Annotated in this window: 23 protein-coding genes; 14 read left to right on the top strand and 9 right to left on the bottom strand. The window is 37.9% G+C overall.

Annotated features, from left to right (window positions below):
* Window position 1: 1 nt before the first annotated feature.
* Window positions 2-2185 carry an endonuclease MutS2 gene (locus ML462_RS08115; RefSeq protein WP_240713305.1) on the bottom strand — a complete coding sequence of 728 codons (2184 nt, stop codon included), beginning with the start codon at window positions 2183-2185 and terminating at the stop codon, window positions 2-4.
* 47 nt (window positions 2186-2232) lie between these two features.
* On the opposite strand from ML462_RS08115, the gene ML462_RS08110 reads away from it, so the two are divergent.
* Entirely contained in the window at window positions 2233-2898 is a 666-nt protein-coding gene (locus ML462_RS08110; RefSeq protein WP_240713304.1) for a uracil-DNA glycosylase, read from the top strand.
* Here ML462_RS08110 and ML462_RS08105 read toward each other — a convergent pair whose 3' ends face one another.
* The 8 genes from ML462_RS08105 to ML462_RS08070 all read right to left on the bottom strand — a co-directional run bounded on the left by ML462_RS08105 (window position 2899) and on the right by ML462_RS08070 (window position 11664).
* On the bottom strand, window positions 2899-3480 hold the full coding sequence (locus ML462_RS08105) for a hypothetical protein (protein WP_240713303.1): 582 nt from the start codon (window positions 3478-3480) through the stop codon (window positions 2899-2901).
* Between the two features lie 216 nt (window positions 3481-3696).
* The gene (locus tag ML462_RS08100; protein WP_240713302.1) at window positions 3697-5346 is read right to left on the bottom strand and encodes a hypothetical protein; all 1650 of its coding nucleotides are present in this window, start codon (window positions 5344-5346) and stop codon (window positions 3697-3699) included.
* A gap of 204 nt (window positions 5347-5550) precedes the next feature.
* The gene (locus tag ML462_RS08095) at window positions 5551-6402 is read right to left on the bottom strand and encodes a substrate-binding domain-containing protein (RefSeq protein ID WP_240713301.1); all 852 of its coding nucleotides are present in this window, start codon (window positions 6400-6402) and stop codon (window positions 5551-5553) included.
* On the bottom strand, window positions 6399-8453 hold the full coding sequence (gene ppk1, locus ML462_RS08090; protein ID WP_240713300.1) for a polyphosphate kinase 1: 2055 nt from the start codon (window positions 8451-8453) through the stop codon (window positions 6399-6401). The genes ML462_RS08095 and ppk1 overlap by 4 nt, the downstream gene beginning before the upstream one ends.
* A 73-nt stretch (window positions 8454-8526) precedes the next feature.
* On the bottom strand, window positions 8527-9396 hold the full coding sequence (locus ML462_RS08085) for a nucleoside phosphorylase (RefSeq protein WP_240713299.1): 870 nt from the start codon (window positions 9394-9396) through the stop codon (window positions 8527-8529).
* A 1-nt stretch (window position 9397) separates the two neighbouring features.
* Window positions 9398-10327: a DUF1835 domain-containing protein gene (locus ML462_RS08080; protein ID WP_240713298.1), complete on the bottom strand. Its 930-nt coding sequence runs from the start codon at window positions 10325-10327 to the stop codon at window positions 9398-9400.
* A 27-nt stretch (window positions 10328-10354) separates the two neighbouring features.
* Entirely contained in the window at window positions 10355-10711 is a 357-nt protein-coding gene (locus ML462_RS08075; protein ID WP_240713297.1) for a translation initiation factor, read from the bottom strand.
* A 2-nt stretch (window positions 10712-10713) separates the two neighbouring features.
* On the bottom strand, window positions 10714-11664 hold the full coding sequence (locus ML462_RS08070; RefSeq protein ID WP_240713540.1) for an isopenicillin N synthase family dioxygenase: 951 nt from the start codon (window positions 11662-11664) through the stop codon (window positions 10714-10716).
* 128 nt (window positions 11665-11792) lie between these two features.
* On the opposite strand from ML462_RS08070, the gene ML462_RS08065 reads away from it, so the two are divergent.
* The 13 genes from ML462_RS08065 (at window position 11793) to ML462_RS08005 (ending at window position 22468) form a co-directional block, all read left to right on the top strand.
* Window positions 11793-13799, top strand: a complete 2007-nt coding sequence (locus ML462_RS08065; protein WP_423738475.1) for an alpha-ketoacid dehydrogenase subunit alpha/beta — start codon at window positions 11793-11795, stop codon at window positions 13797-13799.
* Window positions 13800-13930: 131 nt separating this feature from the next.
* Window positions 13931-14092, top strand: coding sequence for a DUF1328 family protein (locus tag ML462_RS08060; protein WP_108171536.1), 162 nt, complete (start codon window positions 13931-13933; stop codon window positions 14090-14092).
* A gap of 82 nt (window positions 14093-14174) precedes the next feature.
* On the top strand, window positions 14175-14657 hold the full coding sequence (locus ML462_RS08055) for a lipocalin family protein (RefSeq protein WP_240713296.1): 483 nt from the start codon (window positions 14175-14177) through the stop codon (window positions 14655-14657).
* A gap of 13 nt (window positions 14658-14670) precedes the next feature.
* A complete protein-coding gene (locus tag ML462_RS08050; protein WP_240713295.1) occupies window positions 14671-15378 on the top strand; it encodes a YiaD family glycine zipper/OmpA-like lipoprotein in 708 nt (235 codons plus the stop codon).
* 79 nt (window positions 15379-15457) lie between these two features.
* Window positions 15458-16588, top strand: a complete 1131-nt coding sequence (locus tag ML462_RS08045) for an NAD(P)/FAD-dependent oxidoreductase (protein WP_240713294.1) — start codon at window positions 15458-15460, stop codon at window positions 16586-16588.
* Window positions 16581-17300 (top strand): methyltransferase domain-containing protein, encoded by a 720-nt coding sequence (locus tag ML462_RS08040; RefSeq protein ID WP_240713293.1) that lies wholly within the window; start codon window positions 16581-16583, stop codon window positions 17298-17300. Before ML462_RS08045 ends, ML462_RS08040 begins: the two co-directional genes overlap by 8 nt.
* Before the next feature lie 4 nt (window positions 17301-17304).
* Window positions 17305-18357 (top strand): type III polyketide synthase, encoded by a 1053-nt coding sequence (locus ML462_RS08035; protein ID WP_240713292.1) that lies wholly within the window; start codon window positions 17305-17307, stop codon window positions 18355-18357.
* Entirely contained in the window at window positions 18351-19145 is a 795-nt protein-coding gene (locus ML462_RS08030; protein ID WP_240713291.1) for an enoyl-ACP reductase FabI, read from the top strand. Before ML462_RS08035 ends, ML462_RS08030 begins: the two co-directional genes overlap by 7 nt.
* Complete coding sequence (locus tag ML462_RS08025) at window positions 19146-19595, top strand: 3-hydroxyacyl-ACP dehydratase FabZ family protein (protein WP_240713290.1); 450 nt, start codon at window positions 19146-19148, stop codon at window positions 19593-19595.
* On the top strand, window positions 19592-20866 hold the full coding sequence (locus ML462_RS08020) for a beta-ketoacyl-[acyl-carrier-protein] synthase family protein (RefSeq protein WP_240713289.1): 1275 nt from the start codon (window positions 19592-19594) through the stop codon (window positions 20864-20866). The genes ML462_RS08025 and ML462_RS08020 overlap by 4 nt, the downstream gene beginning before the upstream one ends.
* Window positions 20867-20871: 5 nt before the next feature.
* Window positions 20872-21126, top strand: a complete 255-nt coding sequence (locus ML462_RS08015; RefSeq protein ID WP_240713288.1) for an acyl carrier protein — start codon at window positions 20872-20874, stop codon at window positions 21124-21126.
* Complete coding sequence (locus ML462_RS08010; RefSeq protein ID WP_240713287.1) at window positions 21123-21668, top strand: 4'-phosphopantetheinyl transferase superfamily protein; 546 nt, start codon at window positions 21123-21125, stop codon at window positions 21666-21668. Before ML462_RS08015 ends, ML462_RS08010 begins: the two co-directional genes overlap by 4 nt.
* 83 nt (window positions 21669-21751) lie before the next feature.
* Complete coding sequence (locus ML462_RS08005; RefSeq protein WP_240713286.1) at window positions 21752-22468, top strand: MBL fold metallo-hydrolase; 717 nt, start codon at window positions 21752-21754, stop codon at window positions 22466-22468.
* Window positions 22469-22542: the final 74 nt, after the last annotated feature.

The raw sequence follows: 22542 nt of genomic DNA, 5'->3' as shown, positions 1-22542 counted from the left end.
CTTATTTTTTGGCCGCCTGAACCAGTTCCAGCTGGTCTAAAGATACGGAAGTAGTGAACATTCCATAATTCACGATCGCTTTTCCTTTTTCAATAGTATCTATAGATCCAACCGATTTACTGTCTTCGAGACGAACCCTGTCTCCAACTTTCAATTTTGCCTTTGGTTTGTTCGCTTCTTTCTTTTGAATTTCAGCTTCCTTCTTTTTCTCAGCTTTTTTCTTTTCCCGGATAGGTTTGATCTTTTTCTGAACTTCCTGTTTCAGTTTGCGCTCCTGGGCTTTTTTAGCCTTCTGCTGTTTGATATCCTCTTTTTTCCTTTTGGAATTTTCGATCTCAACCATTTTAAGGAATTCCCCAATAAGTTCCTTTTTCTTCTTATTACTGAAATATTTCTCGCTCATATCGTTCACCTTCTGACCGAGATAAATCAATCTTTGATTTGAATCATAAAGCTCCTGATAATTTTCAAGTTTTTGCTGGATCCTTGAGTTGATCTCTTCCAGTTTTTCCTGCTGGGCCGCGGCTTTCTCTTCTTTAGACTTTAAAGAATCTGTCGTTTTTCTAAGAACCGATCTTTCCTTCTGCAGTTTGGCGATACTTCTATCGAACCGAATTTTTCCTTTTTCCACCTTCTTTTTAGATCGGTTGATTAGGCTGTAGGGAATACCATTTTTCTGGGCTACTTCAAAGGTAAAAGAACTACCTGCTTCACCTACCTGAAGTTTATAAACCGGCTCAAGAGTTCTGTTGTCGAACATCATATTCGCATTGCTCATATCTGGCAATTCGTTCGCCAGTTTTTTAAGATTAGCGTAATGGGTGGTTAAAATTCCGTAGGAACCTTTTTCATAGAAAACCTCCAGGAAAGTTTCGGCCAGGGCTCCACCAAGTTCAGGATCACTTCCTGTTCCGAATTCATCTATAAGAAAAAGGGTTTTATCATCACATTTCCTAAGAAAATAGTTCATGTTCTTTAACCTGTAGCTATAGGTGCTCAAATGATTTTCAATAGACTGGTTATCTCCAATATCGGTCAGAACTTTTTTGAAAAGGCACATTCGGCTGTATTCATGCACAGGGATAAGAATTCCACTTTGTATCATTACCTGAAGGAGGCCAACCGTTTTCAAGGTAATACTCTTACCTCCGGCATTTGGACCAGAGATAACCATGATCCTATTGTCTGGCATTAACTCTATGCTCTGCGGAAAGGTTTTTTCTCCTTTTTTCTTATTATTAAGATAGAGCAAGGGATGATACGCTTCCTGTAAATGCAGCTCTCGCTCCTTTGTTATCTTGGGAAGAACTCCATTGATCTTTTCAGCATATTTAGATTTTGCAGAGATAACATCGATATCACTCAATAAATGCTGATAATCTATCAGGATCTCACGATAAGGCCTGGTGAGTTCGGTGAGCTCTTTTAAAATTCTTTTTACCTCTTCTTTCTCTTCATACTCCAGGTTGTTGAGCTCCCTGGTGTACTGAAAAGTAGCCTCGGGTTGTATATATACAATGCTTCCGGTCTTGGAGTTACCCATAATCCCTCCTTTTACTTTCCGCCTATACATGGCTTTCACTGCAAGTACACGAACATTTTCAACCACACTCTCTTTTATCTCGTCCAGGTATCCAGATGAATTGTATGACGAAAGTGCAGAGTTAAAACTTGAGTTAATCTTTCCTCTTACGGAATTGATTGAGCGTCTCAGGTTTTGGAGAAGGGGAGAAGCGTCATCTTTCATCTCGCCAAAACGGTCTATGATACCGTTGATCTTTTCAGTAAGGCTGGTATCGAATTCCAGGTGCGAAACTGTTTCAGAAAGCGCCGGGTAGGCTTCTGAATATTTTCTGAAATATTTCAGGTGCGTGTTTACCGTCTCGGTAATGGAAGAGATCTTTCTAAAACCACCAATTTCTAAAAGAGAACCCTCTATACCAAGTAATTTGATCTCGGCTTGTATCGAATCAAAACCATGATTTGGTATTGGCTGGTCCTGAGTTTTGGAATTAAAATATTCGTTGGTTTGATCGAGTCCGAAAACCGTTTTTTTATAATTAGGATAAGGTTGGATATTGAGAGCTTTTTCTTTTCCCAGACCGGTAATGCACAATTCACTAATCTGCTCACATACTACCGGAAATTCAAGATCTTCAAGACTCCTGGAACTTATTTTTATCATATTAATTTTTCCCTACTTTTGAGGCGTTACAAAGTTACTTAATTCTAATGAACGTAAGAATACACCCCAGCTGGAAAAGTGAACTGGATACCGAATTTGAAAAAGATTATTTTAAAGAGCTCATTGGCTTCGTAAAACAGGAATATTCTGAACATAAATGTTTCCCGCCAGGCTCCGAAATATTTGCTGCATTCGATCATTCTGTCTTCCAGGATACCAGGGTGGTTATCCTGGGGCAGGATCCATATCATGGGATCGATCAGGCTAACGGGTTATGTTTTTCGGTAAGGGATGGTATAACTTTTCCTCCTTCGCTTATCAATATTTTCAAAGAGATTCAGAACGATCTTGGTAAACCATTACCTTCAACCGGGAACCTGGAAAGATGGGCAGATCAGGGTGTATTGCTTTTAAATGCAACTTTAACGGTAAGAGCTCACCAGGCCGGATCTCACCAAAACAAAGGATGGGAGAAATTTACCGACCAGGTGATAAAACTTATCTCTGAAAAAAAAGAGAATGTCGTCTTTATGCTTTGGGGAGGCTATGCCAAGAAAAAAGCAAAATTGATCGATGCCTCAAAACATCTTATTTTAACCAGTGGTCATCCTTCCCCATTGAGTGCCAATCGCGGATACTGGTTTGGTAATAGTCATTTTAGCAAGGCGAACGATTACCTCGTGTCCAAAGGTAAAAAACAAATAGACTGGTAACTAGAAACGAAAACCAAGATTTACCATGAACTGGCCTACCACTGTTGGTGAATTTTCACTTAGTAGGTTTCTACCTATTCCGGCGTTTAGATCCAGCATAAAACCGCCCTGGGAAACGAACTTACCGCCAAGACCAAAGCCTAAGGCAAAATCGGTATAATCCTCGGTTTCATAAATATACTCTTCAGATATATCACTGTAGTAATAATCTGTTTCATACTCGCCGCTGGAGATCATTCCAAAGGCATTTACATAAAATCCTCGTGCATATTTAGAACTGAAGAAATGTTTGTATTTACCGGTTAGGGATAAATTTTTGTAATAAGCCTCATCTAAATAATCGTCTTTACTAGGATGGAAAAAACCTTCCAGTGCCCAGGTAGAGTTTTCATTTATTACCCTTTCATAGGTTATTTCAATAATACCAAAGGCTACGAGGTTAAATGCGTTAATGCTTAGCTCATTTTGAGTAATATCTCGTTTTTCTACTTCTTCCTGATTAGACGTTGATTCTTTCTCTTCCTGTGCATAGGACACAGCAGTAGTCGCTAGCAGAAAAACTGCTATAAATAGATTTTTCATGTATTGGGTTAGATTTATTGAAATCGAAAGTAGAACTTTTTTTTATAATTCTACCATGTGTTTGAAGAATGGTAATAAAATTATAAAGGCTGGAATAGATCCAGCCTTTTAAAATCAGTTATTATTTATTCTAATAGTCTAGAATACTTATAGTTGCTGACTCTCCAATGAAAAACTAGTTTTCAAATGCTAGACCATATTCTATTATTTTATGTTTCAATTTTTAGGTTTTAACTGCCCCATAAAACTCAGGTTCTGGTAATTCCCGGTTTTTATGGAAGTTTTTACCTGGTTCAGGGATTGTGCCGTTAAACTGACCTTATTTTTAGAATCTTTTTTATCGGTATAATGCATCTCAGTTACCAGGCCATCTGAAAATCGTTTTATCAGCGCTGTATCTATGTTGGGAATTTTCTTATCCATGGGTTCTGAAAAATTAAACAGACCACTCGTTTTAATAGGTGCTTCAGTGGTATGATAAACTTGTGCGATATAATCATCGTTTTCAATTTCTACGCCCTTGCTTTTGAATCCAATTACGGTCTTATCTGGAAGATTCCTTATTTGCATTTCAGGAATATCATCTATATTCTTTGTATTATCCATTGAATGTATCTGGAAAAACTTACCGTCGCCAGATTGCATGAACATAACCAAAGCATTCATCTTTAAATCGAAGACCATGGTTGCTTCGCCTGTGCCTTGAATTTTCATCTTGATCCCCTGATAGTTGGTATTTTCTTTCAGAAGCATAACCAGATCAAGTGGATCATTTTTCTGATTCGGCATATCCATTTTCAGGTGGTATTGCCAGTCAAATTCATAGGTTGCCGGTAAATCCCCTTCATTAAGGCCACCTTTACCAGCCGTTGAACTCATTGAATTTTGAGTAACATTTCCGGAGGTGCTAGTACTTGGCGTATTATTGCCACTTTTGTTCACCTCCGTGCTATTATTTCCTCCAGGATCTGTGTCCATTCCACTTAGGAAGAGATCCTGAAATGGCATTTTAACTTCCACCGCATTTGGAATACTTACCGACACCGGTTCATAAAAGAATTTATAAGAGCCCTCACCCTTAGCCTGCTGGTTGTCTACCTTTGCATAGATTTCAGATAAACGGCCCTGGCTATCAAAAACCACCCAGGAACCTTTATTTTCAGGGTCTGTATAAATAAATTTTGGGCAGGAGCCACCGCCGGGACATGGAGCAGTGGTTTCTTCATATTGGCCATTTCTAAAATGTTCTGGTTTATAGATAAAAGCCCATTCCACGATCTGAAAAGTATTCATATTCAATCCCTGCTGTTTCAGTTTTTCAGCGGCATCCATGGTGGGTTCCACGGGAAGTTTTAAGATTCCCATGGACATTGCAGGCATCATAAAAGACATTCCGTCGGTACGCATAATCCCGGTTTTTTCCCATCTACCTTCACCTTTGTTATACCCGTATTGAAAACCTTCACTGTCTATAAAAATTGATTTTTCGGCGTTAGGAGCCTCTCCACGGGCAGCAATCTCGTCACTGTCGAAATAGTATTCACTTCCTTTTCCTTCATTGTCTGAAGTTCTTACAATAACATCTGATGTATAAAATGCTCTTTTTGCTTCCGTATTGATCAACTTTGCATCGTTGGAACTTTTTCCTGATTTATTTTGGTCTTTAGAAGTATTGCCAGAATTAGGATTCAATACGGTGTCGAATGCACTTTCAACCGTTTTTTCGGTTTGTTCTTCAGTTTTTTTAAGCAGTACTTTTTCAGTGGTTTCTTCAACCTTTTTCTTGAGTTTCTTTAAGATCTGGCTTTCTGCAGAATTGCTTATCAGACCAAATAAGATGCTCAAAATTATTAATCTCACTTTCATCTTCCTCGACTTTTGAACACCAGAATTGAATGATCAGTAATTAACTGAAACGTCCTGGATAAATTAAAATGCGGGGGGATTACCACAAAGGTAAATAGGTAAGATTATAATGCTGATTTTTAGAGCAGTAACAAATATACGAACAAATGCGGCCTAAACCTTATTAGAAAGGTTAAACTGCCTAAAATTCAGCTAACTATACTGCTATAGATTACTGGTGAGCTTTGAAATATCTATTTTTTCTTCAATTAGATTTAGGGTAGCCAGGGTATTTTGAGCACTTTCCAAATCTTCATTACTAATTTGTTCCTGGCTCCAGCGGGTTAGGTCAAGCCATTTCCTTATGTCTTCAAGCTTTTGCCCGTATCTTTCTGATAATTGGATATCTATATTCTTCTTTAATTTAAAGTCTCTGGTTTCCGCGTTAAGAACGTGAAGCATAGTTTGAAGTGCATCAGATTTTGTTTCCAGGCATTTTTCCGAGGCTGCAATTACGAAGCACGGCCATGGAGTAGGGCAGTCTGCAATTAACCTGAAGGTATTATTATCAACCAGTGGCTTTGTGGTGAAATGCTCCCACATAAAATACTGTGCCTCATCTTGCCTTAAAGCTTTAATAGCCCCTTCGAGATTATTGATTATTTCAAACTGCAGATCCTTGATATCCCAATTTCTATACTGGGCGTTCACATATGCCATAAGGTGGGAACCACTTCCCATTCTGCTTATCGCAGCTTTAGTGCCTTCCAGATCCTGTAAATTATTGTAGTGAGATCTTGCATCTACGTGAATTCCCCAAATTAGGGGACTTCCAATATATTCCTGGATAATTCTACTTGGATTACCATTAATTATATCCCGAATAATTCCTTCGGTAAGAATCACGGCAGCATCTATTTCTCCTGATCGCAAGGATTTACACATCGCACCTGTTCCTTCAGGAAATTCTTTCCATTCTACCTTTACATCTTCCTTTTCAAATTTTCCATTTTCAATGCATAGATGCCATGGTAAATTGAAATGTTCCGGAACTCCGCCAACTTTTATAGTTTTCATGAAGAATGTTTTTCTTTTAGGTAATTATAGATTTCATATTGAGATCTAATGCTTTTATTTTCTTTTTCCTTCTGAACGTATCTATTTGATTCTTCAGCATCCTGTATCCTGGCCTTTACATTATCATTCAATTGAATTTCCAGAATATCCTTGAACTCTTTTTTGATGTCTTTATCCAAAACCGGGGAAACAACTTCAATTCTCCGGTCAAGGTTTCGGCTCATCCAGTCTGCACTACCGTAAAACATCAATTCTTCCCCGTCATTCTCGAAAAGATAGATCCTGCCATGCTCCAGGAACCTGTCTACCACGCTGGTAATGTAAATATTTTCACTCATTCCCTTTATTCCTGGAATAAGACAGGTAAATCCTCTAATTAACATTCTTATTTTAACACCAGCATTACTGGCCTTATATAATAACTCGATCATTTCCTTGTCTTCGAGGCTGTTCATTTTAGCCGTTATCCTGGCTTTTTTTCCGGCTCTTGCATTTTCGATCTCGTTATAAATGAGTTTAATAAATTCCTGTCTTGTAGAAAATGGGGAAATAAGAAGGTTCTTCTCCCTTGGAATTAACAATTCACCTTCTAAAACCTTGAAAAGTCTCTGGAGCTCCTTAGTAATGTTTTTATCAGCTGTAAAAATAGCATGATCGCAGTAGATTCTGGAGGTTTCAGCATTGAAATTCCCGGTACCAATATAGGCATATCTCATATTTACATCACCTTCTTGCCTACACACCAGCATGATCTTCGAATGAACCTTTACCTTAGGATAACTATAAATTACATTGGCTCCTTTTTCTTCAAATTTTCTACCCCAGCTGATATTGTTCTTTTCATCAAACCTGGCTTTCGCTTCAACGAATACAGTTACTCTTTTTCCATTCTCCAGAGCTTTCATCAGCGAATTTGTAAGGTCTGATTCATCTGCTACACGGTAAAGCGAAATATTAATATCGGTTACGTGTTCATCTTCAGCAGCCATTTTTACAAAGTTCTCTACGTACGAGAAAGACATATAAGGGAAGTGCAAAGCCTGATCTTTTTTGGCGATATCTTTAAAGTAATCATCACTTTTACTTAAAACTTTGTGAGGCAGAGGGGGGAGTTCTTTGAAATGAAGCTTTTCATTGTTGCTTGGATCAGGAAAAGAGAAAAAATCTTTAAAATTATGATACTGCCCGCCAGGCATCATATCTATTTTTCCCAGGTTAAGCAATTTCCTTATTTTCTTCTGAACAGGTTTGGGCATGCTGGCATCGTAAAGCAGCCTGGTCGGTTGCCCGTCTGTACGCTGTTTCAGGGACGAATAAATCTTTTCGGCCAGTACTCCTTCGTAGATATCATCGATATAAAGCTCGGCATCCCTGGATAATTTTATCTCATAAATACCTGTAATCTCGGCTTCTGGAAAAATACAGGAAGCTTCATGTCTAATGATCTCGTCCAGGTAGGTAATATCATGTCCTCTTTGGTTATTGTCCAGTTGCACAAATCTACCACATTCATTAACTGGTATATTAACCACTGCCAGTTTATTTTCATCTTCGAAGGTGATAAGAAAGTATAAAACCGAATTTTCAAGGAAAAGCTCATTTTCCTTTTTCAAATCTAATACAATGGGTTTTAGATTTTTTTCTACTTTATTTTTGAAAAATGACTCAGCAAATTCTTTGTGGTTATTATCAAAATGTTCGGCATCCAGCACCTGGATATTATTTTCGGCCAGCTCTGGAAGAATTTGTTTGTGATAAATCTCACCAAATCTATCCTGCTGGGCTTTCACCTCTTCAATAATTTGTTTGGTAAGTTTAGTAGGCCTTAAAGCCAGTTTTTTACGAATACTTTTTTTCACCCTTTTCATCTGGCGAAGCTGAGAAACTCTTACCCTAAAATATTCATCTAGATTTGAGGAGAAAATGGCCAGAAATTTGATCCTTTCGTAAAGTGGATTGATCTTATCTGAAGCCTCCTGAAGAACCCTTTCATTAAAACTTAACCAATTAAGATCTCGGTGCCTGAATCGGTCATCATTAGGTTGCTGCATGGACTAAAATTTGTTTTACCAAAAATACGAAGTAGACCAGGCATTGCTTTTAATATATTGTTAAATAAGCTAGCTAAGCCACTATCTTGTTCAAGCAGTAAAGAATAAGTTCATCCATCTTTTCCTTGGCTTTTTTTGAGAATTCCCCGGTTTCACGATTGGCCAGTACAAGGTTCATCGAAAGTGCATTATGTCCTAGTAATTTTGAAATTCCGTAGATTCCAGAAGTCTCCATTTCAAGGTTAGTGATCTTAAGGCCTTCAAACTCAAAATCCCTTATTTTGTCGTTCATTTTAGGATCGGAAACCTCTGCTCTTAAGATTCTTGCCTGTGGGCCATAAAAGCCAACATTCGTTCCCGTAAATCCCTTAATAGTAATTTCCGAACTTAATTTTTCAATTAATTCCTGGCTTCCTTCCACAACATACGGAGTTGCTTTTTTCGGAGACCAATCGGTTTGCTGTACAAAAGCTTCTGCAATTTCATTTTTCAGGAAAGAATCATCCTTATAATAATGCATCAATCCATCGAAACCTAGGGCTATTTCGCTTAAAATGAAAGAATTTACGGGAGTATCTTTTCTTATTCCACCAGTGGTTCCAATTCTTATAATATCCAGAGTAGTGAAATTTTTCTTAACCTCCTTTTTCTTTAAATCGATATTTACAAGAGCATCTAGCTCTGTAAGAGCGATATCTATATTGTCTGTTCCCATGCCGGTAGACATGACCGTAATGCGTTTACTTTTATATATACCAGTATGAGTATTAAATTCTCTCTTTTGTTTCTTTACCTCTATAGAATCGAAATATTTGCTAACGGAGGAAACCCTGGCTGGATCTCCAACGGTAATAACTGTTTTTGCGAGATCCTCTGGTAGTAAACCCAGATGATAAATAGAACCATCCTCATTAAGGATAAGTTCGGAAGCTTTTAAACTCATTCTATAATTTTAATAATTTATGCGATTCAGATTCGTAGAGGAAATCATACATTTTGGTACCACCAAAGCAATCTTCATTTTTTAGATCTCTGTAGAAGTTCTTTTTACCCTCAAGGGCTAATTGCCCATTTTCACTCAGTGCAAGGCGATCCTCATTAACCTGAAAGAAAATGGAAAGTTTATTAAGTAAACGTTCCATTTGCGTATCACTATATCCATAATACCCTTGGTATTGCAGGGCGTAACCCAATAGATGGTTCTGGCTTTTTATTTCATGGCTCTCTATAAGCCTTAAAATATTTTTTTCCAAAGTATTTATGCCGGTTATGCTATTAGGAAACCTTTCTATGTGTGCACGTATGCAGCTGGATAAATATTCGAAATTGGTAACGACTTTAATTTGAGGTTTGAGTTTTAGTGGATTATTTCCGCAATAAAGCTCCCAGATCAATAATGCGACCTCGATGTCTTCAGTATTTAATTCGATCCTGTTCTCATAATGATTCTGAAGTTCTTTAATACTGAGTTGCGAAAGCGGTAAGAATTCTTTCTCTCCTTCCAGTTTTTTACTGCATACGAGAGAAATAGGAGCATCATGTTTCTTTTCTGATATACACCTTATCGCTGCCAGCATATTTATATGACAAAACAAATCGAATTCGAACCAAAGCACCACATTGTCATAATCTTTTACTGCTTTTAGTTTTTTAACCTCTGCAATAAACCGCTCCTCGTAATTTTCTGAAGAGATATTGTATGTTTTCCTTAAAAATTTTTTTCTAAGCTTAAAAAAATCAGTGTCTATTTTTTGTAGAGTGGGACCTTCACAAAGTAATTCCCTCCAAACCACGAGTTCTCCAGGTAAGTTCAATTCCTGCATTTGCTCGGTAAGGCTATCGCCATTTACAATGTGTAAGGTTTTATTTCCCATATTAAAAATTAAAAAAAGCGTGTTAGATTATCCTCCAACACGCTTTACATTATAACCTTCCTTTTTCAGAATTTTCATAATCTTTTCTCTGTCATCTCCCTGGATTATGATCTCTCCATCTTTAGTAGAACCTCCAACTCCACATTTTTTCTTCAGCATTTTTCCCATGGATACAAGTTCATCTTCCGGTCCCTGGAATCCTTTAATTATGGTCACGGTCTTTCCACCGCGGCCTTTATTGCTGAAATGAGCTTCCAGTTGTTGATCCTTTGGTTCGAGTTCTTCCCGAGAGTCACTCTCAGAATACTGGGATTCATCAAAATCATCATTTGTGGAAAAAACGAAACCTCCCAGATCTTCAAGACCTAATTTCTTTTTCGCCATAACTATTTTTTTGCGAGTCCTATCTCTACAAGTCGCTGATGAAGGAACTCACCTGCAGTGATATCTTCATATTGTTTTGGATTGTTTTCATCTATACATTCCTCCAGACAGTCAAGTTTCATCTCACTTCTTGGGTGCATAAAGAAAGGGATGGAATACCTTGGTTTATCCCATTGCTCTTTTGGCGGATTGGTAACCCTGTGAATTGTAGATCTTAACTTGTTATTGGTATGTCTTTCTAACATATCACCAACATTAATTACAAGTTCATCTTCTTCAGGTACAGCGTCTATCCATTCACCATCTTTTCTTAATACCTGTAGTCCACCTGTAGAAGCCCCCATTAATAGGGTGATAAGGTTAATGTCTCCATGTGCGCCGGCCCTAACTGCTCCTTTAGGTTCTTCCTTAATAGGAGGATAGTGAATAGGTCTTAAGATGCTATTCCCGTTACTAGCCCAGTGATCGAAATAATGTTCATCAATCCCGATATATAGCGCCAGAGCACGAAGAACATAGATGCCGGTTTTCTCAAGCATTCTATATGACTCCATTCCGGTATGATTAAAATCCTTCAATTCCTCAACCTGAACATTTTCCGGGTATTCTTCGGTTAAATTGGCATCTTCTGCAGGCTCCTGACCAAAATGCCAGAATTCCTTAAGATCTCCTTCCTTCTTTCCTTTGGCGTGTTCCTTTCCGAAAGAAATATAACCTCTCTGCCCGGCCAGGCCTTCAATTTCATATTTTTGTTTCACCTCCAGAGGTAAATCGAAAAAGGACTTTACTTCCTTATAAAGATCTTCAACTAGTTGATCACTTAAAAAGTGGTTTTTTAAAGCAACAAAACCTATTTCTTCATAGGCTTTCCCAATCTCATTTACGAACTTTTCTTTACGCTTAGGATCCTCCGATAAAAAGTCGGCCAGATCTACACTAGGTATATTATTCATTGCCATTTTTAGCAGTATTTTATTTTAAGGTAACAGGCAAAGTTAAGGAAAATAAGGGGATATGGCCATGGTTTATATTTTTCTTAGCAAATAGAAATTTAACTACATTTGAGATATAAAATCCTATTATGTTTTCAAACAGTGCCAAATCCATGACCATAGAATACAAGAATAATACTCTATCTGAAGATGTTTTATTAGATCTTTTCCGATCTATGTTGAAACCTAGGATGATAGAGGAGAAGATGTTGATCCTTCTAAGGCAGGGCAAGATTTCAAAGTGGTTTAGTGGGATTGGTCAGGAAGCGATTTCGGTTGGGGTTACCAAATCTTTATTGGATGATGAATATATACTTCCAATGCACCGAAATCTTGGGGTTTTTACCAGCCGCAACATTCCTTTGAATCGGTTGTTTGCGCAATGGCAGGGAAAGGCATCCGGATTTACCAACGGTCGTGACCGAAGTTTCCATTTTGGTATCCAGGAATATAAAATAGTTGGGATGATCTCCCATTTGGGACCTCAACTTGGTGTAGCCGATGGAATTTCTTTAGCGAACAAACTAAGAAACGAGAAAAGGATAACTGCGGTCTTCACAGGGGAAGGAGGAACCAGTGAGGGTGATTTTCATGAAGCATTGAATATCGCATCAGTATGGGATTTGCCAGTTTTGTTCTGTATAGAGAATAATGGATATGGTTTATCGACACCTACAAGTGAGCAATATCGCTGTAGAGACCTGGCTGAAAGAGGAGCTGGTTATGGAATGGAATCTCATATTATTGATGGAAATAATATTCTTGAAGTTTTTTCCAGAGTTTCAGAAATAGCTGAGAGCATTAGAAATAATCCTCGTCCTGCGCTTATAGAATTCAAGACTTTCAGGATGAGAGGTCACGAAGAGGCAAGCGGAACCAAATATGTTCCGCAGGATCTTATGGACGAATGGGAAGCTAAAGACCCAATATTTAATTTTGAAAAATATCTCTTTGAAAAGGATATACTGAATGAGGCCATTTTAACTGGAATTAAAAATGATATCCAGGCCGAAATTGAGGAGAATTTACAGTCTGCTTTTAGGGAAAACCCGGTAGATGTTGATCCAAGTAAAGAGCTAGGTGATGTTTTTAAAGAATTTAAATATCAGGAAATTAGCCCTTCAATAAAAAAAGAAGAATTAAGGTTCATAGATGCTATTTCCCAGTCACTTAAAGAATCACTCAGAAAACATGACGAACTTGTGTTTATGGGGCAGGATATTGCAGATTATGGTGGTGTTTTTAAGATCACTGAAGGGTTCATAGAAGAATTTGGGAAGGACAGGATTCGCAATACACCTATCTGTGAATCAGCAGTTATAGGAGCAGCTATGGGTTTATCTATCAATGGTATGAAAGCCATGGTGGAAATGCAGTTTAGTGATTTTGTGAGTTCGGGTTTTAATCCAATTGTAAATTATTTGGCTAAAATAAATTACCGATGGGGACAAAATGCCGATGTAGTGGTTAGAATGCCCTGTGGTGGTGGAGTAGGAGCAGGGCCGTTCCATAGTCAGACGAATGAAGCCTGGTTCACCAAAGTGCCAGGTTTAAAAGTAGTTTATCCAGCATTTCCTTACGATGCTAAAGGTTTGCTTAATACAGCCTTTAATGATCCTAATCCGGTTCTTTTTTTTGAACACAAAGCTCTCTATAGAAGTGTAAGACAGGAAGTTCCGGTAGATTATTACACCTTACCGTTTGGTAAAGCCTCCAAATTAAGAGAAGGTTCTGAAATAACTATTATTACCTATGGTGCCGGGGTTCACTGGGCCATGGAAATTCTGGATGAAATGGATTATAAAGGAGCAGACCTTATAGACTTACGTAGTCTTCAGCCTCTGGATTTGGAATGCATATGTTTGTCGGTTAACCGAACCGGAAAGGCCATCGTGCTAACAGAGGATTCACTTACCGGAAGTTTTGCTTCAGAAATTTCTGCGCTAATTTCTGAAAAATGCTTTAAAAGCCTTGATGCCCCGATAATGAGGGTAGGTAGCCTGGACACTCCCATCCCTTTTGCTCAACAACTGGAAGATCAATATCTACCTAAGCAAAGATTCAGGATGAAACTACAAGATTTAATAGAATATTAATATGAAAAGGTAATTAGGATATTTTAATTAAGAATCCTTAACAATCACATTGTTAAATTAATAATAATCTTTTGCTGAAGGTGCATCCCTACTGTAATTTAGACTTGACTAATCAATTAAATCTATAAATTATGGTACGTTTAATCGTTATTTTTCTGATTATCGCAATTATTGCAGCCATCTTTGGTTTTGGCGGGATTGCAGAAGGAGCAGCCGATATTGCGAAGATAATTTTTTACATTTTCTTAGTGCTGCTTGTAATTTCTCTACTTAGCAGATTGTTTAGAAGATAAAAAATAATCCATTTCGAGAATCCAATGTGTTTTTATGGTATACATAATGCGCATTGGATTTTTAGTTCAAATCAAATCTACAATGAAAAAGTATTTATTATTATTTACCCTAGCCGTATTAATGGCTTCATGTGGTGGGACCAGTAAAGTGGCCAAGGAAGCTCGTAAAACTTTTGATGGTAGCTGGAGACTTACCAGCGTAACCTATCCTAATAATTCAGGAGAATTTAATGTGACTCTTTTTAATGAAGCCTCTGCTTCCTGTTTTGAAAACAGTACCTGGGATTTTGTATCAAATAACAATCGTGGCACATATAGTGTTAGTGGTATGGATTGTAATGCTGATACAAATTATTTTATATGGTCTATTGACGAGGAAAATACCCCTGCAGGCATATATGACTTCCTGCTGAAACCAACAAATGATGGTTATAAATCTACAACTGGTAATCAGGGATTCAGATTGAATCTTAAAAGTTTAACTGATACCAATATGGTTTGGGAACAAACAGTTAGCCTCGAAGGCTCACCATTTACCATAAGAATGAACTTTTCTAAACAATAAAATGTAAATAGCTATGAAGACAGTTTTTAATAAAATGTTCACGATACTGCTTATTTCCAGCCTCGTGGTTGGTTGCGAAGCGACAAAGAATGCCAATAACAAGCAAAAAGGAGCCGTGATAGGTGCAACTGGCGGAGCCGTAATAGGTGGTGTTATTGGTAATAATACTGGAGACGGAAATACTGCTTTAGGTTCGATAATTGGAGGCGTAGTTGGTGGTGCTGCTGGTGCGATTATTGGGGATAAAATGGACAAACAGGCAAAGGAAATTGAACAGGAGATTCCTGGAGCCGAAGTAGAACGTGTGGGAGAAGGTATTAATGTGACCTTTGATGAATCCAGCGGTGTATACTTTGATACTGAAAAGTATAATATCAATGACAAATCACAGGCTACGCTAAATAAACTAGCTGATATATTCATGGAATATCCTCAAACCAATATTCTTGTGGAAGGGCATACCGATAATACGGGTAGTGATAGTTATAACCTAACTCTTTCCAAGAACAGAGCACAAGCGGTAACTGGTTACCTTGTAGATTCTGGAATTGAGAAAGGTAGATTTACCACTAAGTGGTATGGAGAATCACAGCCTAAATATGATAATACTACCGCTGAAGGAAGATCTAAAAATCGTAGGGTAGAGATTGCCATTGTTGCTAACGAAGAATTAAAAGAACAAGCTAAGCAGGAAGCAGATAAACAAACTGCTGACAACTAATCTTCTATTCTCAAAACAATTTTGAAGAATCCCGGAAAATATTCCGGGATTTTTTTATTCTTTTATTTACCTTCATAGGGTGAGAAAAGCTCAGGTAATAATTATTGGAGGTGGATTAGCAGGCTTAACAGCCGCTATTCATTTAAGCCAACACAACCTTGAAGTGATTCTAATAGAAAAAGAAAGCTATCCTCATCATAAAGTATGTGGAGAATATCTATCGTCAGAGGTTTTTCCCTACTTAAATTCTCTTGAAATTAATCTTGCAACTTTTAGACCGCCGGAGATAAACCATCTTGAATTCTCCTCGATTTCGGGAAATTCGATTTCCTGTGAATTGGAAATGGGCGGAATTGGTATAAGTCGTTATTCCATGGATAATTACTTATTTGAAAAGACTAAAGCATTAGGATGTAAATTTATTCAGGCAACAGTTACATCTGTGAAGTTTAAAAATGATCATTTTATGGTCTTTACTCAAGATGAAAATTATTCTTCAGAATTTGTACTCGGAGCCTTCGGAAAAAGATCGAATCTGGACAAATCATTAAAAAGGGATTTTGTTGAAAACCGATCGGGATGGCTTGCTGTAAAGGCTCATTATAAAACGAAATCCGTTGATTTCCCTTCCAATAAAGTGTACCTGCATAATTTTAAAGGAGGCTATTGTGGACTTTCAAAGACCGAACTCAATACAATTAATGTTTGCTACCTGGCGACCTATTCAAGTTTTAAAGAATATCGAAGTACAGATGATTTCAGAGAAGAGGTTCTAATGAGAAATCCTCATCTAAGGGAATTCTTCGTTACCTCTGAAATAGCCATGGCAAGAGAATTAAGTATAGGCCAGGTCTCTTTTGAAAAAAAGTCACTCATCGAGGATCATATTTTAATGCTTGGCGATTCTGCAGGACTAATACATCCGCTATGCGGAAACGGAATGGCGATGGCTATTCATAGCGCTAAGATAGCATCTGAGAAAATCCTTCAGTTTTATTCAAATGAACATTTTTACCGTTTAGATGTTGAGAAAAGTTATAAAGAAGAATGGAGAAAGGAATTTGCAATAAGGTTGAGATCGGGAAGAATATTACAAAGGCTTTTGCTTAACCAAACGGCTTCGGAAGTATCTCTAAAATTAATTAATAGAATTCCCGGTCTATTGCCGCAGATCATAAAACGAACCCACGGAAAGAAAGTTTATGCTTAAACAGGATATCTCTCGAAGAACCGATAAAACAGAAATCATGGACGACTTTGATCTTAAGGGGCCTGAGTTGCGTAAAACTCTAAGTGATCTCGACAATATCAATTCCTGGCTTGGCGGAAATCAAATCACCCTGGATGGAATAAAGGAGTTATTGAAGGGCCATTCAAAAAATAAGAAGATCAAAATAGTAGATATAGGCTGTGGAAATGGTTCAATTTTAAGGAAAGTAGCCGCCTGGGGGAAATCGCAAAAAAGGGAGTTCATACTTATTGGAATTGATGCGAACGAACATGCCATTCAAATAGCTAAGGAAAAATCAAAGAAATTTGAGAATTTGAGCTTTGAAAAACTCAATATCTTCAGTGACAGTTTTAAGTCAAATCAATACGACATCATTTTATGCACCCTAACCCTACACCATTTCAAGGATAAGGAGATCATAAGTTTACTTAACCAGTTATATACACAGGCTAAGTTGGGAATTGTGATAAATGACCTGCATCGAAGTAATTCCGCTTACATTCTTTTTCAGGCCTTTTGTTCGGTTTTCGTAAATAATGAAATCGCCCGAAAAGATGGTTTAACCTCTATTCTTCGAGGATTTAAGAGATCAGACCTGTTAAGGTATCAAGAAGATATTTCCTGTTCTTCTTTCAAGATCAGCTGGAAATGGGCATTCAGGTATCAATGGATAATTAAAAAGGAACAATAGTTACATGAGTGTAAAAATTATATCAGCCCAAAAACAATTACCAGCCTACTCCAGAGAAACTAAAGATATTCTTCCCTTTGTTGAAGAATGGCTATCTGGGCAGGAGGAAAGGTTCAGAAGGAAAATCCTCAAGATATTTGAAAGTGCAGGGGTAGATAAGCGTTATTCGATCATGTCTCCGGAAGAAGTCTTCACGGTCACCTCCTTTGAGGATAAAAATGATATATATACTCGTGAAGTAAAAAAACTCGGTTTACAGGTTTTGGATAAATCTTTAGAAAAAGCTCAATGGTCGCCTGATTCTTTAGACTTTATAATTACGGTAAGTTGTACAGGGATCATGATTCCCTCTCTCGATGCATACCTGATTAATGAACTGGGCTTAAAAAAAGATATTACCAGGCTTCCGGTTACAGAGATGGGTTGTGCTGCAGGTATTTCAGGAATGATCTATGCGTATAATTTTTTAAAGGCAAATCCAGGGAAACGGGCTGCTGTGGTAGCTGTTGAAAGCCCGTCGGCAACCTTTCAGCTGGAAGATTACAGCATGGCCAATATGGTTAGCGCGGCCATTTTTGGTGATGGCGCAGCGTGTGTCCTATTATCTTCGGAAGAAGAATGTGAAGGTCCTGGAATAATTGGTGAGGAAATGTATCATTTCTACAACGCCACACATTTAATGGGATTCGACCTGAAGAACAGTGGCCTGCAAATGATACTGGATCCTGAAGTTCCCAATACTATATCAGAAAATTTCCCAGATATCATTCATCCATTTCTAGAGAAATACCACACTTCTATTGAAAATGTAGATCACTTGATATTTCATCCTGGTGGCCGAAAAATAGTTCAGACGGTTTCTGATCTTTTTGGTAACTTAGGAAATAATATAGATGATACCCGGGAAGTTCTACGTTTATATGGCAATATGAGTAGCGCAACAGTTTTGTATGTTCTCGAAAGATTTCTCAATAAGGATATTCCCAAAGGGGAGCAGGGAATAATGCTAAGTTTCGGTCCGGGATTTTCAGCACAACGAATTTTAATAGAATGGTAGTAGAATTTAAAGATCAGAATTACTGGGCGCTTATTCTGGGCGGAAGTAGTGGCCTTGGGTATGCCAGTGCAAAGAAACTTGCCAAACACGGGATGAATATCCTCATTATTCACCGCGACCGTCGAAGTGAAATTCCTGATATTGAAGAAGCCTTTGATGATATTCGTAATTCGGGTGTGAAGTTTGAAAGCTTTAATGCCGATGCGGTTAACAAAGAAAAAAGAGAGGAACTGGTTAAAAAAATAAAAGTATTGCTTGGAGAGGAAGGCAAGATTAGAACATTACTTCATAGTATTGCGAAGGGTAATCTTAAACCTATGATAGGAGAGGAGGCTCTTCTGGAAAACCTCGATTTTCAGCTTACTATAGACGCGATGGCGTTAAGCCTTTATGATTGGACCCAAGCTATTTTCAAAAATGGGCTATTTGCAAAAGATGCCCGCGTGATCTCCTTTACCAGTGACGGCAATAAAAAGGCATGGAAGAATTATGCTGCTGTCTCTGCGGCTAAGGTTACTCTGGAAGCTTTAACCAGAAGTATGGCGCTTGAATTTGCACGCCATGGGATACGAGCCAATTGTATACAGGCGGGAATTACCGTTACCAGATCTTTTCAAATGATCCCTGGAAATGAAACTCTTAGGGTTCATGCCTTAAAACATAATCCGTTTAAAAGACTTACGGTTCCAGATGATGTGGCCAATGTGGTGTATCTATTGAGCAAAGATGAAGCAAGCTGGATTACCGGCACTATTATTCCTGTAAATGGAGGAGAACATTTGATGTAAATGCAGGAAATTTTTCAATACCTACCATATTCTAAGCCATTTCTTTTCGTTGATGAGATCCTGAAAATTGATGAGAATTTAATTGAAGGAACCTATCGATTTTCTGCTGATCTTGATTTTTACAAAGGACATTTTAAGGATAATCCTGTAACACCTGGGGTGATTTTGACAGAATGTATGGCTCAGATTGGTGTGGTTTGCCTCGGAATTTACCTTCTGAAAAAGACCGGTGATCTGGTTAACCAGCCAAATATCGCACTTAGTTCAAGTGAAATTGAATACTTCAAACCTGTTTTCCCCGGAGAATCTGTAAAGGTCATTTCAAAAAAGGAATATTTCAGGTTTAATAAATTAAAATGCCGGATTGAGATGCGAAACTCGAAAAATGAGGTTGTATGTCGTGGAGTTATAGCAGGAATGATCCTTTCCAAAAAAGCTGTGTTTAAATGAAAAAACGTGTAGTAATTACGGGAATGGGAGTAGTCGCACCTAATGCCGTAGGCTTGCGAGATTTCGGGTCTGCCTTAAGGGAAATGAAAAGCGGGATTCGGTTTTTTCCTGAACTAGAAAAGTTGAAGTTCAGTTGCCAGATAGGAGGAAAGCCAGAAATTTCAGAAGATTTGCTAAGTAATTATTTCACTCCGCTTCAACTTCGAGGATTAAATAGTAGCGGCATCGTTTACGGTGTGGTCGCAGGTACAGATGCATGGTTGGATGCCGGGCTTGAAATTCAGGAAAACGGTTCTCCAGACTGGGATTCAGGGATCATTTTTGGTACAGGGATTCTTGGTGTGGATAAATTCCGTGAAGCGATTCAATTGATAGATCAAGGAAAGACCAGACGTTTGGGAAGCACCAGTGTGGTACAAACAATGGCCAGCGGGATTAGTGCCTATCTTGGTGGAATTCTTGGTTGTGGTAACCAGGTAACTACTAATTCTTCGGCCTGTACCACAGGTACCGAGGCTTTATTAATGGGTTTTGAAAGAATACAAAATGGTAAAGCTAAAAGAATGCTGGTTGGTAGCTGTAGTGATCATGGCCCCTATGTTTGGGGAGGATTTGATGCCATGCGAATTTTACCTTCTAAATACAATAAGGAGCCAGGACAGGCTTCACGCCCCATGAGTGAAACTGCCTCAGGTTTTGTACCCGGAAGTGGGGCAGGAGCTTTGTTATTGGAAGAACTTGATTCGGCCATTGATAGAGGTGCAAGAATTTACTGTGAAGTTTTAGGTGGAGATATAAATAGTGGTGGACAAAGGGGAGAAGGTAGTATGACCGCTGCCAATAGTGAGGCGGTGATCAGGTGTATCTCAAAGGCACTGGAAAATTCTGAAATTGAGGTTTCGGATATTGATGTTATAAACGGTCATTTAACCGCAACAACAAGAGATTCAGTTGAAGTAGAAAACTGGACTAAAGCACTGGGTCGAACAGCCAATGATTTCCCTTATATTAATTCATTAAAGAGTATGACGGGACATTGTCTAAGCGCCGCCGGGTCTATTGAATGTGTTGCTTCTGTACTTCAGATATATAATCAATATATTTTCGGTAATCTGAATTGTGAAGATAAACACCCTGAGATTCTGGATCTAATCAATCCTGATAAAATTCCAAATAATACGATCGAACAAAAAATAAACGTACTGGCAAAGGCAAGTTTTGGCTTTGGCGATGTAAATGCAGTAGCTATATTTAAAAGATATAAATCCTGAAAAAAATGAGTGAAAAAGAAATTATGGACAGGCTTAAGTCCATTGTAAAGCCTTATGCACAAAGACAGGAAGGACTTGATAATTTCGAGGAATCAACAGATTTTATAAATGACCTGGAGATCAATTCGGCAAATCTTGTAGATGTAGTCCTGGATGTTGAAGATGAATTCAATATTGAAATAGACAACGATTCTATGGAAGGTATGCTTACCGTGGGAGACGCCAAATCTATAATTCAGAATAAATTAAAGCATCCGTGATAGGAAATGATATCATAGATCTTAGTATAGCCAGGTTAGAAAATAAAACAAACAACCCCAGGTATTGCAAGAAAGTTTTTACCGGTAAGGAAAGGGATATTATCGAAGCCGAATCAGATAAGGAAAAAATGTTATGGACACTTTGGGCGATGAAGGAAACAGCCTATAAAGCTCACCAGAGACGTTTCAATTTAGCTCGAAAGATCAATCCCTTGGATTACGAATGCGACTCAGAATCTATTGTCAATATCGGAGAATGGAAATATAAGGTCGAAGTTGACAGGAATGAACATTATATACATTGTTCGACTACTCAGGATAATCTGCAAAGTTATATTTATCCTTCCTTGGAATTCCTTTTTGAAAATTTCCTCACAGATCTTAGGGAACAAAACATATTCAGGCATGATGAGATCGGTGTTGTAAAGAACAGGTATGGAATACCTTCGATCCTGGACAAAACAAATTCAGAAACCATTCCTTTTTCGCTTAGCCATCACGGAAAATTTACTGCCATTGTTATTCCGTTAATTAACTGCTAAAAGCAGTTAAACATTTAAAAACTGCATTGACCTACTTAGGCTTGTTTTGTATCTTCAATGATCAATTCAAAAAATAAATTTATATGAAGACAGTAGATAAGATGGAGGTGATTCATAGCCAGACGGCTGAGTATATTCAGCAAGGTGAAACCGGCAAATTTTTGAAATTAATCCCAGATACTTTTGTAATAAAAGGGGAAGAAGAGAATGGTGTATTTAACCAGGGATATGCAATTAGACATCTTAACAGAAGAGATATGTTGCTAATAGATGTGGTTGAAAAATCTTCTAAAGATGCGATTAAAAGGCTGGTAGAAGAAGGATACAATATAAAAGGTATTCTTATCACTTGTGACGGAGTTTTAAAATCTGCCTATGCCGATCTAAAAACCATTTCTGAAGATGCCGGTGGTGCACCAGTTTATGCACATCCTAGAAATAATTTTAAGGACGATTTTAAAACAAAAGATATTACAGCAAAAGACAAAGTCCTGGATAGTTTCGATATCAACATTTTCGATCTTCCAGGAAGCGAAGGTGCATCTGTTGTAGTTTATACTGAAATAAATGATGGAATGTTATTTCCGGGAGAAGACGCTGTAGGATCTGATTACGATTCAGAATTAAATACCTTCATACGTCCCGAAAAGAAAAACGAAAATAATGATTTTGGCCTGGCTGAAAGCTGGGCAGCTTTCGATACTCCCTTCAGTTTTCTATTCCCAAGAAAAGGAAAACCTGGTTTTAACCTGGAAGAAGGAGAACAGATCGATATTCTGAATAAGCTTGGCAAAAGCTAAATTTATCCGGAATTAAATTACCGAGGGCTGTTTAGAAAGCTTTTTGTTTGAACATGATTACCTTGAATTCAGTA

The sequence above is a fragment of the Christiangramia lutea genome, from assembly GCF_022489035.1.
Taxonomy (GTDB): domain Bacteria; phylum Bacteroidota; class Bacteroidia; order Flavobacteriales; family Flavobacteriaceae; genus Christiangramia; species Christiangramia lutea.
This window is presented reverse-complemented; position numbering and strand designations above follow the sequence as displayed.